Source organism: Nonomuraea basaltis (genome assembly GCF_005893125.1).
Lineage (GTDB): Bacteria > Actinomycetota > Actinomycetes > Streptosporangiales > Streptosporangiaceae > Nonomuraea > Nonomuraea basaltis.
Window position 1 is genome coordinate 1 of record NZ_VCJS01000131.1, and the last position, 15045, is coordinate 15045.

Here is a 15045-nt window from a genome sequence, read left to right on the forward strand (position 1 = left end):
GGTCGGTCACGACGCTGACCTCGCGGACGAAACCGGCGCCCCGGCCCGCCGCCTCCAGGAAGCGCCGCTCGCCGGTGACGCCGTACAGGCGGGCCAGGAGGAAGGCCGTGCCGGCCGTGCCGGCGAGAAATCCCGGCGTGACGGCGTCCACGGGCAGATCCGGGCAGTCGCCGAAGCGGTGGCCGGGGACGGCCAAGGCGGCGATGCGCTCCCCCGCCGCCACCGCGATCTCCTCATACGCCGGCACGCCCAGCGCGGTGGCGGCGCGCAGCAGCCCGAGCACGATCCCGCCATCACCACGCTGAGCGGGATCACCCGTCCACCCCGGGCCACCGTCCAGCGGGCGGGCCGCACGGACGATGTGCTCGGCCACGTCCACGGCCTCCTGCTCCAAGCCGCCGTCGCCCAGCACCCACCCGGCCTCGATCAGCGCCACGACGATGCCGCTCAAGCCGTGGTAGAGGGACAGGTCGGCCTGCTCCCGCCACGTGGCGGCGAGGTAGCGGGCACCCTCGCGGGCGTCCTGCAAGTACGCCTCGTGACCGGTCGCCGCCGCCAGCTCCAGGAAGAACAGCACGATCCCGGCCGCCCCAGCGTAGAGAGACCCTGGCTCGGCGGCGGCGAGCGCCGACCTGGCCCGGGCGTCGGGGTTGGCGATCCAGTACCGCCCGCGCACGTCGTTCACGGCGGCGGAGCGTATCCATCGCCCGGCCAGGATGGCGGCGGTCAGGGGTGTCTCGGCACGCTCGCTGGGCGAGCGGGTCCTGTCCAAACCCATGCTTGAGTATCCCACACATTTGGTAGGAAAATCAGGTATTCATGTCCTGTCGTTGAGTCCTTGCCTGATTTCCAGCAGATCGCCCGGCCCGCGGCAACCGAGTCGACTGAACCGGGGTCCCGGTAGCAATCGCGGAAAATCCAACGGATATGGGTCTGACCTGCGTGAGCGGAACTTGGCCCGCCGTACCGTGATCGTGTTTCCCCAAGGAGTCTGCGCAGGTCGGCAGCAACATCTGTGGATTCACAGCCATTACTACCGGACCCCCGGGCCGCCCGCGAGGCCGACCTGGCCTCCTGATGCGGTGGGCGACGGCGGGTAGTCGTCGACGGTCATGGAGTTGTAGAGGCGTGCGCTCTTGGTGGTGAGGCGCATGAGGGCGCGGCTGGGTCCCGCGGGCAGGGCGGAGAGCAGACGGGCGCCCTGGGCCAGTCCCCACACGCCCAGGCGGGACGTGGGGATCAGGGTGTTCGCCGCGCTGAGCGCGACTGCGCGGCTGCCGCGCACGTGCTCCGCCATCGCGCGCTCGTAGGCGGGGAAGGCGCGCTCGTGGTCGCCGCCCGCTCGCGCCAGCTCCCCGGCGAGGACGTACGCGCCGACGACGGCCAGGCTGGTGCTGCCGCCGACGGCCGGGCCGGGGCAGTAGCCCGCGTCTCCGACGAGCGTCACCCTCCCGCGCGACCAGGTGTCCATGCGGAGCTGGGTGATCGAGTCGAAGTAGAATGCCGGGGTGCGGTCGAGCTCGTCCAGCCAGCGGTCCACGTCGGCGTGGACGCCGTCGAACGCGCCGCGCAGCAGCTCCTTCTGCCGGGGCACGTCGCGGTGGTGGTAGTCGAGCTCGCGCTCGCTGCGGAAGAGGAACAACGCCCGCGCCTCGCCGAGGTGCCGCGCGCCGTACATGCCGGCAGTGCGGCCGACGCCGACGTGGATGAGGAGCTCGCCGTCGAGGCCGGAGGTGTTGGGCAGGGTCAGCACCCCGAGGTAGGCCCCGATGAAGGCGCTGAGGCGGGACTCATCGCCGAAGACGAGGCGGCGCACGTTGGAGTGCAGCCCGTCCGCGCCGGCGACGAGGTCGAAGCGGCGCGGCGCGGAGTTCTCGAACCGCACCTCGCCGTCGGGCGAGATCGCGGTGATCGAGTCGTCGAAGACGTACTCGACGTCGTCGCGCGCGGCGTCGTAGTAGATCTCGCTCAGGTCGTCGCGCATGATCTCGACGTGCCGGGCGGAGGTGCCGCTGAAGATCTTGGAGAGGTCCACCCGGACGGGACGCCGTGAGCCCTCCCGGTAGATGGCCATCCGGTTCGTGCCGGTGGCCCGCTCCACGACGCGCGGGAGCACGCCCATCTTCTCCGAGATGTCCACCGCGGGCCGGAACAGGTCGACCGCGTGGCCGCCGGTCTTGCGCAGAGCCGGCGCGCGCTCGACGACGGTGACGGAGAAGCCGTGCCTGGTGAGCCAGTACGCCAGCACCGGACCGGCGACGCTGGCGCCGGAGATGAGAATCCGCATGAGCATGCCTTCTTACTTACGATAGGTAATCGTAGCTGAGAGTGATCAGTGCAATCGTCTCGTTCGGTCCGCCGGTGGGACGTGGATCGCGGTGAAGGCCAGGAGGGACGCGGCGGTCCGCGGCGGATCCTTCATGGGCAGAGTGTCGCCGCCCTTGCACGCCGGCGGATTGGACAAATGTTCCCGGTCACTCGGCCCGCACAGCATGAGGGGGATGGCGTGGTCAGGCCGGCAGCGCGGCGAGTATACCCTCGGTATATAGTCCTCGGCATGAGTGTTCCTCTTGCCCTGCTCGGCCTGCTCGACCGCGAGCCGAGCTACGGGTATGACCTGAAACGCGACTACGACACCTACTTCGGCAGGGGCAAGCCGCTGCCCTTCGGCCAGGTGTATTCCACGCTCGGCCGGCTGGCAAGGGACGGCAAGGTCACCGCCGGGCAGAGCGAGCCCGGCGCCGGGCCGGACCGCAAGCGGTACGCCATCACCCCCGTCGGCAAGCAGGAGGTCGAGGCGTGGCTGGGCGAGCCGGTGGAGGCGGAGCCGTACCTGCAGACGGTGCTGTTCACCAAGGTCGTGCTGGCGCTGATGCTGGGGCAGGACGCGGCGGGCTATCTCGACGCCCAGCGCGCGACGCACATGCGGCGCATGCGCGAGCTCGCCGAGATCAAGCGCGGCGGCGCTCTGGTGGACGCGCTGCTGGCCGATCACGGCCTGTTCCATTTGGAGGCCGACCTGCGGTGGATCGACGTCACCTCCGCCCGGCTGACCGCGCTGGCGCAGACGGTGCGCCCCTCATGACCATCGACGGCCTTCCCGTGACGGGCCCGCTGATCGAGGCCCGCGCGATCACCCGCTCGTACGGCCGCACGCCCGCGCTGCGCGAGGCCGGGGTGTCGGTCGCGGCCGGGGAGATCATGGCGATCATGGGCCCGAGCGGCTCAGGGAAATCGACGCTGCTGCACTGCCTGGCCGGCATCTTCACCCCGGACGCGGGCGAGGTGTGGTTCGACGGGCGGCGGCTGGACACGCTCAGCGACGCCAGGCGGTCGGAGCTGCGGCGCACCGCGTTCGGCTTCGTCTTCCAGTTCGGCCAGCTGGTGCCGGAGCTGACCGTGGCCGACAACGTCGCCCTGCCGCTGCTGCTCGGCCGGGTCCGGCGCCGCCAGGCCTACCGGCGGGCCGTTTCCTGGCTGGAGCGGCTGGAGCTGGCGGAGCTGCGCGAGCGGCGTACCGGGGAGCTGTCGGGCGGCCAGGCGCAGCGGGTGGCGATCGCCAGGGCGCTCGTGACGGGGCCCCAGGTGGTGTTCGCCGACGAGCCGACCGGCGCGCTCGACTCGCTCACCGGCGAGCGGGTCATGGAGCTGCTGGTCGGCCTGGCCCGCCAGGAGGGCACGACGGTGATCGTGGTGACCCACGACGCCCGCGTGGCCGCCTGCGCCGACCGGGAGGTCATCGTCCGCGACGGCCGGGTCACCGACCCGTACGCCAGCGGGGTCGCCCGATGATGATCTGGCTGGGGCTGCGGCTGTCGCTGCGCGGCGGCAGGGAGGCGGCCGTCCGGCTGGTGCTGGTCACCGCTGCCGTCGCGACCGGCGTCGTGGTGCTGCTGTGCACGCTGTCGCTGTTCAACGCCTTCAAAGCCACCGCCGGCCGCCCGTGCTGGGAGTGCACCACCGGCTCGGCGCCCAGCGGCCGGACCCTGGGCGCCACGCCGGACGCCGCCCTGTGGAACTACCGCCAGGACTTCTACGCGGGCCGCACCATCAAGCGGCTGGACGTGGCCGCGCTCGGCCCGCAGGCGCCCGCCGTACCGGGCATTCCCAGCATGCCCGGCGCGGGCCGGTACTACGTCTCGCCCGCCCTGGCCGAGCTGCTGGACTCGGTGCCGCGCGAGCAGCTCGCCGACCGCTTCCCCGGCACGCGGGCCGGCCTCATCGGCGCAGCGGCGCTGTCCGGACCCGACGACCTGGTCATCGTCCTAGGGCAGGCGCCCGTCCAGGTCGCCGCCATGGGCGGCACCATCCAGGTCGACACCATCGCCACCGGGCCCGTCGCCGACGACACCACGGCGCTGTACGGGCACGGGTTCGGCCTGGCCGCGATCGGCCTGATCGTGCCGCTGCTCGTGCTCATCGGCACGGCCACGCGGCTGGCCGCCGCCCGCCGCGAGGCGCGGTTCGCGGCGATCAGGCTGGTGGGCGCCACGTCACGGCAGATCAACGCCATCGCGTCGGTGGACGCGGCGGTGGGGGCTCTGCTCGGCACGCTGGCCGGGATCGCGATCTTCCAGGCGGTACGGCCCGCCGTCGCCGCCGTGACGATCACCGGTTCCCGCTTCTTCCCCGAAGTGGTCGCCCCGACCGCGCTCCAGTACGCCGCCGTGCTGGCCGGCGTGCCGGTCGCCGCGGCCTGCGCCGCCCTGTGGTCGCTGCGCCGGGTGCGGATCTCGCCACTGGGCGCGGCACGGAAGGTGCGGGCGTCCGCGCCGGGGTGGTGGCGGGTGCTCCCGTTGCTGGCCGGCCTGGGCCTGTTCGCGAGCCCGGTGTTCTGGGGCGACGGCAACGATCCGAACGCCGTGCTGGTCGACGCCGGCCTCGCACTGATCATGGTGGGGCTGGTCGTGGGCGGGCCCTGGCTGACGATGCTGGCCGCGCGGCTGGCCGCCCGATTCACCCGCGGCGCCGCGACGCTGCTGGCCGCGCAGCGGCTGGCGGCCGACCCGAAGGCGGCCTTCCGCTCCGTGAACGGCATCGTGCTGGCGGTCTTCATCGGCACGGCGGTCGCCGGGATCGTCCCGGCGGTCGTCTCAGGCCAGCAGGCGGCGGGGGGCGGCACGCTGAGCAACGTGCTGCGTGCTTCGTTCGGTCGCGAGGACCAAGCCGGTCGCGACGACCAAGCCGGTCGCGACGACCAAGCTCGTCGCGACGACGACCAAGCCCTGTCGCCGGAGACCGGGGCCGAGCTCCTCACCAAGCTGCGCGCCCACCCCCGTGTCACTGTGCTGCCGGTCTACTCGCGGGCGGACGTCCCCGAGCCCCCGCCCAAGCTCGAGCTCCTGCCGGAATGCGCCCCCGGCGTCTTGTGCGAGCAGGATTTCCTGCTCAGCAACGTCGTCGAGTGCGAGAGCCTGGCCCGTTTCCCCGCGCTGGGGCGGTGCGCCGCGGGCGCCGGCGCCGTGGCGACCCGCTTCTCCCGCCTGCTGACCAGCGACAACATGCTGACGGTCGACAGGGAGCTCCCGCTCGTTCATGCGAAGAGCCCGGCCGTCTCCACGCCCGTCACGGGCCTGGGCCTGGCGGCGGTGCTGATCGGCACGGACGACCCGGCGGTCCGCGAGCAGGTCCGCACGCTGCTGGCGACGTACCTGGCCAGATCGGGCAGCACCGAAACGCCGCAAACCTTCGCCGAGGTCGCCCAGGTCAGGGCGGTTCTGCTGGACCAGGCGGAGCGCATCGCGGTGGCCATCGTGGTGCTGACCCTGCTCGTCGCGGGCTGCGGCCTCCTCGTGGCGGTCGCCGGCGGGCTGGTGGAGCGCAGGCAGTCGTTCACCCTGCTGCGGCTGTGCGGCACGCCGACGCGCACCCTGTCCACGGTGGTGCTGCTCGAATCGGCCGTGCCCCTGGTCGTGGCCGCCGTGCTCGCGGCGGGTGCGGGCCTCGGCGTGGCGGGGCCGATGATCGACCAGCTCGCGATCAAGAGTGCGCCGGCGGCGCTGCCCGAGCCCGGCTACTTCCTGACCGTCGGTGGCGGGCTGCTCGCCTCCCTGCTGGTGATCGCCACCGCGCTGCCGCTGCTCAAGCGCATGACCGCGCCCGACAACGCGCGTTTCGAATAGGAATCACCTTTGCGGGGGCGAGGTCAGCCACCGGCGATGAGGCGGACCGCCTGCCGCACCACCTCCGCCTGGGCGGGGGCGAGACCGTCGAGGAACGGCTCGATCACCTCGGCGTCGAAGCCGGGCGGGCCCGGCGCGGCGGCGGGCCGCATGTGCCGCAGGCTGTACTCGGCGAGCGTCGCCGCCAAGGGCGCGATCCTCGGGTCGCCGGGCTCGGCGCCGGCCAGCTCGTCGAGCCGCCGGTAGAACTCGTGCCCGCGCTCCGTCGCCTCCGGATCGGCGGCGAGCGTCTCGAACATCGCGAAGGCGCGTCCCCTCTCGGGGTCCGCCGCCACGGTGTCCATCAGCACCAGCATCTCGCGATCCCAGGCGGCCGCCTTCGACGCGGGCAGGTCGACCGCGCGCAGGAAGGCCAGCAGGTCGGGCGAGGCGGTGTCCTCCGGGCCCAGTGTCCCTGCCTCGGCCTGCTGGAGCACCTCGGCCAGCCGCTGCCGCCTGACCTGGATCTCCTGCTCCTGCCTGGCCAGGTCCGCGTCGATCTCCGCGAGGATCTCGGGCAGTTCCCTGGAGCGGTCGTCGGCGATGACGTCGCGCGCCTCGTCCAGGCTCAGCCCGAGCGCGACGAGGCGGCGGACGCGGGCCAGGGCGATGGCGTCGCGCATGCCGTACTCGCGGTAGCCGTTGGCCAGGCGGGGCGGCTCGGGCAGGACGCCCTGGTGGTGGTAGTAGCGCACCGTCCGGGTCGACACTCCGAGCAGCGTGGCGAGCTCTCCGATCCGCATGCCTCCATTAAAGACGTTGACGTGGCGTCAAGGTCAAACGGGGTTTCACGGTCGCAGCGCTTTGAGCACGTGATCGACCAGCGCGTCGGCGTACTCGGGGGTCAGCGGGCCCGTGCGCAGCAGCCAGCGCTGGTAGAGGGGGGCGTACAGCAGCTCGAGCGCCAGGTCGAGGTCGGCGTCCGCGGCGATCTGCCCGGCCTGCTGGGCGCTGCGCAGCCGGGCCTTCTTGGCCTCGTCGACCGGGCCCGCCAGCTTCTGCCGGTACTGCGCGGCGAGGCCGGGATCGTTGATGATCTCGGTGTTGAGCGCCCGGATCGGCGCCTCGAACTCCGGATCGGCGAACTCGCCCACCGTCGCCCGCATGACGACCTTCAGGTCGGCTTCGATGTCGCCGGTGTCGGGCAGCGCCATGCTCTCCTCCGGACCCACCTCGCTCAGAGCCAGGAAGGAGTCGAAGACCACCGCCCCTTTGGAGGGCCACCACCGGTAGATCGTCTGCTTGCCCACGCCGGCCCGCGCGGCGATGGCCTCGATCGACAGCTTGGCGTATCCCACTTCGGAGACCAGCTCGCGGGCGGCGGCGAGGATGGACTGCCGCGACCGCTCGCTGCGGCGCGCCGGGTTCGGCTGCTTGGACATGCGGCGAAGCCTATCACGCAAACGAGACGAGACGTGCCGTCTTGACATGTACATCTTGCAAGACGTACCGTCTCGTCTCGCAATCGCTATCGGAGGAGGTGGAGCCCCATGACTCGGGTATGGCTCATCACGGGTGCGTCGCGGGGACTGGGCAGGGCGTTCGCGGAGGCGGCGCTAGAGGCGGGGGATCGCGTCGTGGGCGCCGCGCGGGACGTCGAGCCGCTGTCGGACTTGGTCCAGAGATATCCGGACAATCTCGTACGGCTGCCGCTCGACGTGTCCGACCGCGCCGCCGTGCAGGAGGGCGTGGACCGGGCGGCGGCCGCGTTCGGCCGGCTCGACATCGTGGTCAACAACGCCGGCGGGATGCTGTTCGGCATGGTCGAGGAGGCCACCGAGGAGCAGATCAGGGCCCATCTCGACGTCAACCTGTTCGGCGCGATCTGGGTCGCCCAGGCCGTCATCCCGCACCTGCGGGCCCAGGGCTCCGGCCACATCCTGCAGGTCACGACGATGGGCACGGGCGGCGGCTTCGCCTCGACCGGCTTCTACGCGGGCGGCAAGTCGGCGCTCGACTCGATCAGCCAGGCGCTGGCCATGGAGGTGGAGCCGTTCGGCATCAAGGTCACCATCGTCCAGCCGGGCGGGTACGACACGGGCCTGTTCACCACGGGCACCACCACGACCGAGCCCGACCCGGCCTACGACCCGCTGCGGGCCAGGCTGGCCGAGATGTGGGGCGACGACGCCGGCCCCGGCCCGAGCACCGCCGCGCCCGTCATCATGGAGCTGGTCGACCTGCCCGACCCGCCCCTGCGGCTGATCGTCGGCGGCCGGTCCTACGACCTGGTTCAGGAGATGGAGCAGGCCCGCACCGGGGAATACCGCGCCTGGGAGCACCTCAGCCGCAAAGCGCCGGGCTGAACCGAAACGGCCGCGAACGCGTCCTCATGATAAATGAGTGGCATTCACCGAATGCCCCCCGTTACCGTGGATAACAGCGAAAGGACGGGGCGGATTCCAGCCGCCCCCCCGCAACGTCAGGAAAGGCCAGTCATGCGCTACGCAGCCGCCGCACTCGGGCAGGAACGGTGCCTATGTCGCCGGCCTGCGGTGTCCGGCTGCGCGCTCATCGGGCAGGCTTCGGGGTAATCCTCGCCAAGGATGATCCGGAGGCCGCCAGGGACATACCCGGGCGGCCTTTCTCTTTCCTTGCTTTTGACAACTCCACAGCGGAAGACATCGATGGGCTGATGGTGAAAAGGCATCACACCTGCCTTGCAAGCAGGGGTTCAGGGTTCAAGTCCCTGTCGGTCCACGCCGCAGAGGCCGAACAGGTAAGGCAGCTGGCTTCCAATCAGCAGGACGGGGTTCGAGTCCCCGCTGCGGCTCTGAAGCGTCCGTAGCCCAATGGGAGAGGCACCGGCCTCAGGAGCCGGACGGTGCGGGTTCGAATCCCGCCGGACGTACGAACCTCCCTTTCGAGGTGCGCCCCGTTGGTCTAGCGGTCAGGACGCCCGGCTTTCAACCGGGAAAACGCCGGTTCGAGTCCGGTACGGGGTACGACGCCAATTTCCGGCCCTATAGCTCAATGGATAGAGCGCCGGCCTACGAAGCCGGGTCTGTTGCAGGTTCAAATCCTGCTGGGGCTACTTGAATGTGTTACGCACACATTTTCTCTCGCGCGAGCTGGGCACACGGGGAGCCCACCCGGCCGTAAACCGGACGCTTCGGCTGTGGCGGTTCGACTCCGTCCTCGCGCACGGTCCGCCTCGCCATCGTGGGGGCCGGGGCGGATTTTTTGGCGCAGTTCGCCGGTGCGGAAGCAGGCCTGCAAAGCCCGTTCAGCGAGTTCGACTCTCGCCTGCGTCTCTTCGATGATCTTCCGCTGTGGAGCCGTATCCGGCTTGACAGATTTCGCGGGGAGCGCGTGTAATGATCGTCGCGTCGCGTGACGCCGCCCGGAGGACGGCGGCGGCATGGAGGCGCCGAATCAAAGGGGATGACACCGTGACCACACCTACCGGTCGTGCCTGAGCGCATAGTCCCCGCGCGCCTTCCCATGCCCTCGGCGGAGTAGTCGGCCCGCCCTTTTCGGCATGCCGTGCGGGTTTCCTTGTCATCGACGCCAATCCCGCATGGAGCCAGAACACGCATGCCCATTGACTTCAACCAGCAGATCATCGACGACTTCCGCGCCAACCAGGGGCAGGTCGGCGGCCCCTTCGAAGGAGCCAGGCTGCTCCTGCTGACCACCGTCGGAGCGAAGACGGGCGCCCGCCGTACGACTCCACTCGGCTACCTGCCCGACGGCGACCGCCTCTTGATCATCGCCTCGGCCGGCGGCGCGCCCGCGCACCCGGCCTGGTACCACAATCTGCGCGCCAACCCCCAGATCAACGTGGAGGACGGCACCTTCGCCTACCAGGCGACGGCGGTCGTGCTGGAGGGCGAGGAGCGGGACCGCATGTTCGCCCGCGCCGTGGAGGCGGATCCCGGGTGGGGCGCGTACCAGGACCGGTCGGGCCGCGTCCTGCCCGTGGTCGCGCTCCTCCCGACCGCGGGCACTCACACGCTGGCCGCCCTGTCGGCGCACGGCGGCGTGGGCGGCGACGGCGGGCCGCCCGCCGGGCCCATGGGCGACGCGCTCAGGAAGATCCACGGCGCCTTCCGCCGCGAGCTGGCCCTGATCCGCAAGGAGGTCGCCGCCTCGGGCCCGCGCGTGGCCGCGCAACTTCGCGTGAATTGCCTGACCATGTGCCAGGGCCTGCACGAGCACCATTCGCGCGAGGACGGTTCCATGTTCCCCGCGCTGGAGGAGCGCTATCCGGAGCTGGGCCCGACGCTGGAGCGACTGCGGGCCGAACACATAGTCGTGCAGCGACTCCTCGAGCAACTGCAGGACCTCCTCGCGGCAGACGACGTCGCCCCGGAGGCGCTGCTGAGCGAGGTGAACCGGCTCACCAAGGAGCTGGAGGCGCACCTGGACTACGAGGAGGAGCAGCTCGTACCGCTGCTCAACTGACACCACCCGTGGTTCCGCAGCCACGGCCTTCCTGGCCTGCTGGACGGCCTGGCTTCGAGGCCGTCCAGCAGGCCGTCGACTTCGCGTGTTCGGCGCCGGACGGCTCGCCGGCTGGGCGGGCTAGGCCGCCCTGGTCAGCATGCCGTGCGGGTCGAGTACGTACTTGCGTGCGGCTCCCTCGTCGAATTCGTGGTATCCCTGCGGCGCCTGGTCAAGCGGGATCGGCGTGGCGTTGACCGCCTTCGCGATCTGCACCCGGTCGTGCAGGATCGCCTGCATGAGCTGGCGGTTGTACCGCATGACAGGGCACTGGCCGGTGACGAAGCTGTGCGACTTCGCCCAGCCGAGACCGATCCGGATGGACAGCGCCCCATGCTTGGCCGCCTCGTCCTCCGCGCCCGGGTCTCCCGTCACGTACAGGCCGGGGATGCCGAGCGCGCCACCCGCTCTGGTGACGTCCATGAGCGTGTTGAGGACGGTGGCGGGACGCTCCACCTCCGACTCGTGGCCGTGACCACGCGCCTCGAAGCCGACCGCGTCGACGGCGCAGTCCACCTCGGGTTCGCGGAGGATGTGCATGATCTGATCCTTCGGCTCGCCCAGGGCGACGTTGATGGTCTCGCAGCCGAAGCTGTGCGCCTGGTCGAGCCGCTCCTTGTTCAGGTCGGCGACGATGACCACGGCGGCCCCGAGCAGGAACGCCGAGGCGGCCGCCGCGAGCCCGACGGGGCCGGCGCCGGCGATGTAGACGCTCGATCCCGGCTTCACCCCCGCGCTCACGCAGCCGTGGAACCCGGTCGGGAAGATGTCCGCGAGCATGGCCAGGTCAAGGATCTTCTCCATCGCCCGGTCCTTGTCGGGGAACTTCAGCAGGTTCCAGTCGGCGTAGGGAACCAGGACGTACTCGGCCTGTCCACCGACCCAGCCGCCCATGTCGACATAGCCGTACGCCGAGCCCGGCCGGTCCGGGTTCACGTTCTCACAGACTCCGGTGTTGCCCTCCTTGCAGTTGCGGCAGCGGCCGCAGGCGATGTTGAACGGTACGGACACGAGGTCGCCGGTCTTGATGTACTCCACATCGGGACCGGTCTCGGCGACCTCACCAGTGATCTCGTGGCCGAGGACGAGGCCCTGGGGGGCTGTGGTACGCCCGCGGACCATGTGCTGATCGCTGCCGCAGATGTTCGTCGCGACCGTCTTGAGTATCGCGGCGTGTGGCAGTTTGCGGCCGATGTTGGCCCGGTTCACCCCGGGGCCGTCCTTGAGCTCGAATTCGGGGTAGTCGGTCTCGCGTACCTCGACCTTGCCCGGACCGTCGTATATGACTCCCCTGTTGCCAGGCATGACGATCCCTTCTTTGCTCGACAGTGACGGATGAGCGGTCGTTCACGGAATCATGGATCACCTCCCCCGGCCGGGACGCCAGCGCCGGCGGCCGTGCCCCACACGGTCCCGGATCTTTTCGTCCTGCGGTGCGCGGGCCTCCGGGATCTGACCCGCCAGCCCCTGCCGGATCTCCCCGGCCTGCGGCTCCCGGGCACCGGTGATCTCCCCGGCGGCGCCCTGCTCGGCCACCTCGGGCACCTCGCGGGCCGGGCGGGCGACCAGGTCGTACACGATGACGGCCAGCACCGCGCCGATGATCGGCCCGGCGATGTAGACGCCCATCTGCGTCCATGGCGTGTCGCCGCCGAACAGGCTGTTCGTCAGATAGGGCCCGAAGGTTCGGGCCGGATTGATCGAGCCGCCCGTCGCCGGACCGATCACGAAGATCTGGCCCGCCACGGCCAGTCCGATCATCAGACCGGACCAGCCGCTCGGCGCCCGGCGGTCGACCGCCAGAGCCATGATCGTGAGCAGCAGCAGGAACGTCCCGAGCGCCTCGAGCAGGATCCCCTGCGCGTAGGTCGAGCCCTCGCCCAGCCGGGTCAGCCCGACGCCGCCCTGCTCGATCGCCCGCCGGCCGAATCCGCCCACGATGAGCAGCCCGCCGGCGAACGCGCCGACGAGCTGAGCGACGATGTAGAACGGCACCTCGGCCCACGGAAACCGGCGCCCCACGGCGAGAGCGATGGTGACCGCTGGATTGATGTGCGCCCCCGACGTGGTGCCGAACGCGTAGATGACGATCGCGACGACCACGGCGAACGACAGCGAGATGAAGCCGAGTCCGGCATAGTCCAGCTCACCTTTACCGAGAGCGAGTGCCGCCACGACCGATCCTGCGCCGAAGAGGATCAGCAGCATCGTTCCGATGGCTTCTGCGACGAGCCGTCGCGGCAGGTCTCCAACCATCGCAACCCCCGATGACGATGGTTTCCTCCCTAAATTCGAATATATACCCTGAAGTTATGGCGCCCCTTCTTCAGATCAGGCTCCGAGCTGCTTAAAAGGCCCGAGCGACGGCCGCCTGGAGCCGGGGGTGTTCTCCCGAACGTGTCCTGAGCTCCAAAGACTCATGCGTCGTCCATCAACCTCAAGGGGACGATCTTTACGGTGCAAAAGCACTCTCCCTGATGACGACCGACGGCGACGAACTGCGGGCCAGGTTCTCCCCGAGCGCCGTATCTCTCTGACCCCCGCGCCCCCGGAACCCTTGCGGGTTCCGAGGGCGGCAGGTCACAGGTATCGGCCGCAGGGCATGAGGCCCCACTCATAAGACCAGCAATAGCTGATCACGTAGGGGCGGCCGTCCTCGTAGTAGACGCGGTTGGTGTCCACATCCATGCCAATGTCGTCGCCAACGTACCAGGGGGGCAGTGCGTGGGCGGGGGCGGCGACAGCGGCGCTGATCAGGGCAGCGGCGAAGACGCCGACCAAGGCGGCGATGAACCGCCCGCCCATCCTGCGGAATCGCGACATCGATGACTCCTCTTCGTTCGTCCGGACACGGAAGAGTCGATCAGTGCGCGGTTGTGCGGCGGTTGGAGGTCGGTTGGAAGATCAGAATCTTGGAGATCCGTTCCCTGGTGGCAACGCCGCGCTACAGCCGGAGGGATACGTCCAGAAATATCCGCGCGTGGATGACGAACTCTTCGCCGAACTTGGCCAGGGGATCACCGCCCGGCGAGCTGCTCACCATCACCTGGCCTTGGCCGGCGGTGCACAAGGACAGACAGTGACCCGTACGGTCGGGCGTATGAGCATCGAAGATCGGAAGGTTCGTGCCGCGGGGAGGCGCCCTTGTCGCATCGGCCGGTGGCGTCGGGGCGGGGACGTGCCGGCCCGGACGACCTGGACGGGCGGGCGGGTCCTCGCATCGGTTGCCATGCTGGTGGCCGGGCTGCTGGCGTTCCCCGGCGTCGTGCCCAACACCGTGGGCAATCTCGGCAGCCTGCTGGAGACCTTCCTTCCCTGGGGTGGCTTGGCCGTTCCCGTGCTGCTGGTCCTGGCACTGCTGCGTCGCTCGGCCACCGCGATGGCTTCCCTGGTGCTGCCCGCAGCGGTCTGGGCCACCCTCTTCGGTGAGCGGTTGCTACCCGCTGATCGGGGTGCGGCTCACGACCTGACCGTCCTCCAGCACAACGTCAGCGACGAGAACCCCGATCCCGAAGGAACCGCGCGAGCCCTGGCCCAGGCCGGGGCCGACCTCATCGCTTTGGAGGAGTTGATGCCTGACGCCCTGCCCGTCTACGAGGCCGCCCTCGCGCCCGGACATCCCCACCACGCCGTCGTGGGCACCGTCGGACTCTGGTCCAGATATCCCCTTGCGGACTCCCGGCCGGTGGACATCCGGCCGCTGGATGTCGGGGGAGACTGGAACCGAGGGATGCGGTCCACCGTACGGACCCCATCCGGCGACATGGCCGTGTACGTCGCCCACCTGCCCTCGATCCGTATCCGACTGCCGGACGGCTTCGGCTCCGGCTGGAGGGACGAGAGCGCCGCCGCACTGGGCGCGGCCATCGCCGCGGAAGAACTGAACAGGATCGTTCTGCTGGGCGACTTCAACAGCACCCTCGATGACCGCGGCCTGGCTCCGGTCACCTCCCGGATGACCCCGGCGGAGGAGGGCTTCGGCTTCAGCTGGCCCGCCGCCTTCCCCATCGCCCGGATCGACCACGTCATGACCCGCGCGGCGACTCCTGTCACCACCTGGACCCTGCCCGCCACCGGCAGCGACCACCTGCCGGTCGCAGCCCGCATCAAGCTCTGACATTCACCGGCGACCGGGGGTCCGCGGTCGTCTCGCGCCGTTCCCGGACGCGGCCGGAGCGCGGAGGAATGCCTCGGCGAAAACGGCGCTGCTCTGCTCGATCTCTGCCTCTTGGCCGGTCGGCGAAGGCCAGAATCCGTGCGCTGGTCAGCTCCGGCCGTTCCTGGGCCGGCCGTGTCCCGCACCTGCGACGATCTCCGCCCGCTCCAGGCCGGGGATGAGACGGTGGGCCCGCTCCAGCGCGGCGGCGGGGCGCAACAGCCGGTAGCGCACCCCGACGAGGATCTGGGTCGGCGCGTTCACCTTCCGCAGCTCGCCATC

15 protein-coding genes and 7 tRNA genes are annotated in these 15045 nt (G+C 70.4%); 13 read left to right on the forward strand and 9 right to left on the reverse strand.

Annotated elements, in window-relative coordinates; all coding sequences use genetic code 11:
• Both EJK15_RS42985 and EJK15_RS42990 read right to left on the reverse strand, forming a co-directional pair.
• On the reverse strand, nt 1-778 hold a 778-nt coding region (locus EJK15_RS42985), incomplete at its 3' end, for a lanthionine synthetase LanC family protein (RefSeq protein ID WP_276615485.1).
• Nucleotides 779-1033: 255 nt separating this feature from the next.
• A complete protein-coding gene (locus tag EJK15_RS42990; RefSeq protein WP_138716237.1) occupies nt 1034-2287 on the reverse strand; it encodes an FAD-dependent monooxygenase in 1254 nt (417 codons plus the stop codon).
• Nucleotides 2288-2557: 270 nt separating this feature from the next.
• Here EJK15_RS42990 and EJK15_RS42995 point away from each other — a divergent pair, with 270 nt between their 5' ends.
• Genes EJK15_RS42995 through EJK15_RS43005 form a run of 3 tightly spaced genes read left to right on the forward strand, consistent with a single transcriptional unit; the run spans nt 2558 to nt 6122 of the window.
• Nucleotides 2558-3085, forward strand: coding sequence for a PadR family transcriptional regulator (locus EJK15_RS42995; RefSeq protein ID WP_138716238.1), 528 nt, complete (start codon nt 2558-2560; stop codon nt 3083-3085).
• Nucleotides 3082-3792, forward strand: coding sequence for an ABC transporter ATP-binding protein (locus EJK15_RS43000; protein WP_138716239.1), 711 nt, complete (start codon nt 3082-3084; stop codon nt 3790-3792). The genes EJK15_RS42995 and EJK15_RS43000 overlap by 4 nt, the downstream gene beginning before the upstream one ends.
• Nucleotides 3789-6122, forward strand: a complete 2334-nt coding sequence (locus EJK15_RS43005) for an FtsX-like permease family protein (RefSeq protein WP_138716240.1) — start codon at nt 3789-3791, stop codon at nt 6120-6122. Before EJK15_RS43000 ends, EJK15_RS43005 begins: the two co-directional genes overlap by 4 nt.
• 23 nt (nt 6123-6145) lie before the next feature.
• On the opposite strand, the gene EJK15_RS43010 is transcribed toward EJK15_RS43005, so the two are convergent.
• Together EJK15_RS43010 and EJK15_RS43015 are read right to left on the reverse strand one after the other, a co-directional pair.
• A complete protein-coding gene (locus tag EJK15_RS43010) occupies nt 6146-6904 on the reverse strand; it encodes a MerR family transcriptional regulator (RefSeq protein ID WP_138716241.1) in 759 nt (252 codons plus the stop codon).
• A gap of 45 nt (nt 6905-6949) precedes the next feature.
• On the reverse strand, nt 6950-7543 hold the full coding sequence (locus EJK15_RS43015) for a TetR/AcrR family transcriptional regulator (protein ID WP_138716242.1): 594 nt from the start codon (nt 7541-7543) through the stop codon (nt 6950-6952).
• A 108-nt stretch (nt 7544-7651) separates the two neighbouring features.
• On the opposite strand from EJK15_RS43015, the gene EJK15_RS43020 reads away from it, so the two are divergent.
• From EJK15_RS43020 to EJK15_RS43050, 9 genes are all read left to right on the forward strand, one after another.
• Nucleotides 7652-8467 carry an SDR family NAD(P)-dependent oxidoreductase gene (locus EJK15_RS43020; RefSeq protein ID WP_138716243.1) on the forward strand — a complete coding sequence of 272 codons (816 nt, stop codon included), beginning with the start codon at nt 7652-7654 and terminating at the stop codon, nt 8465-8467.
• 323 nt (nt 8468-8790) lie between these two features.
• A tRNA-Ala gene (locus EJK15_RS43025) sits at nt 8791-8861 on the forward strand.
• A gap of 1 nt (nt 8862) precedes the next feature.
• Nucleotides 8863-8934 (forward strand) — tRNA-Gly (locus tag EJK15_RS43030).
• A 5-nt stretch (nt 8935-8939) separates the two neighbouring features.
• Nucleotides 8940-9012, forward strand: a tRNA-Leu gene (locus EJK15_RS43035).
• A gap of 21 nt (nt 9013-9033) precedes the next feature.
• Nucleotides 9034-9106, forward strand: a tRNA-Glu gene (locus EJK15_RS43040).
• Nucleotides 9107-9120: 14 nt separating this feature from the next.
• Nucleotides 9121-9195 (forward strand) — tRNA-Arg (locus EJK15_RS43045).
• A 30-nt stretch (nt 9196-9225) separates the two neighbouring features.
• A tRNA-Tyr gene (locus EJK15_RS71350) sits at nt 9226-9306 on the forward strand.
• 40 nt (nt 9307-9346) lie between these two features.
• Nucleotides 9347-9415: transfer RNA gene (locus EJK15_RS71355), tRNA-OTHER, on the forward strand.
• Between the two features lie 283 nt (nt 9416-9698).
• Nucleotides 9699-10568: a nitroreductase/quinone reductase family protein gene (locus EJK15_RS43050; RefSeq protein WP_138716244.1), complete on the forward strand. Its 870-nt coding sequence runs from the start codon at nt 9699-9701 to the stop codon at nt 10566-10568.
• A 120-nt stretch (nt 10569-10688) separates the two neighbouring features.
• On the opposite strand, the gene fdhA is transcribed toward EJK15_RS43050, so the two are convergent.
• The 4 genes from fdhA to EJK15_RS76645 all read right to left on the reverse strand — a co-directional run bounded on the left by fdhA (nt 10689) and on the right by EJK15_RS76645 (nt 13677).
• Nucleotides 10689-11912: a formaldehyde dehydrogenase, glutathione-independent gene (gene fdhA, locus EJK15_RS43055; RefSeq protein ID WP_138716245.1), complete on the reverse strand. Its 1224-nt coding sequence runs from the start codon at nt 11910-11912 to the stop codon at nt 10689-10691.
• Between the two features lie 57 nt (nt 11913-11969).
• Nucleotides 11970-12863: an MIP/aquaporin family protein gene (locus tag EJK15_RS43060; protein WP_276615486.1), complete on the reverse strand. Its 894-nt coding sequence runs from the start codon at nt 12861-12863 to the stop codon at nt 11970-11972.
• A gap of 324 nt (nt 12864-13187) precedes the next feature.
• Entirely contained in the window at nt 13188-13430 is a 243-nt protein-coding gene (locus EJK15_RS43065; protein ID WP_138716246.1) for a hypothetical protein, read from the reverse strand.
• Nucleotides 13431-13551: 121 nt separating this feature from the next.
• Complete coding sequence (locus EJK15_RS76645) at nt 13552-13677, reverse strand: hypothetical protein (protein WP_276615487.1); 126 nt, start codon at nt 13675-13677, stop codon at nt 13552-13554.
• Between the two features lie 159 nt (nt 13678-13836).
• Here EJK15_RS76645 and EJK15_RS43070 point away from each other — a divergent pair, with 159 nt between their 5' ends.
• Nucleotides 13837-14724, forward strand: a complete 888-nt coding sequence (locus tag EJK15_RS43070; protein WP_420847133.1) for an endonuclease/exonuclease/phosphatase family protein — start codon at nt 13837-13839, stop codon at nt 14722-14724.
• A gap of 147 nt (nt 14725-14871) precedes the next feature.
• Here the strand turns inward: EJK15_RS43070 and EJK15_RS71360 are convergent, their stop codons facing one another.
• Nucleotides 14872-15027 carry a hypothetical protein gene (locus tag EJK15_RS71360; RefSeq protein WP_171074864.1) on the reverse strand — a complete coding sequence of 52 codons (156 nt, stop codon included), beginning with the start codon at nt 15025-15027 and terminating at the stop codon, nt 14872-14874.
• Nucleotides 15028-15045: the final 18 nt, after the last annotated feature.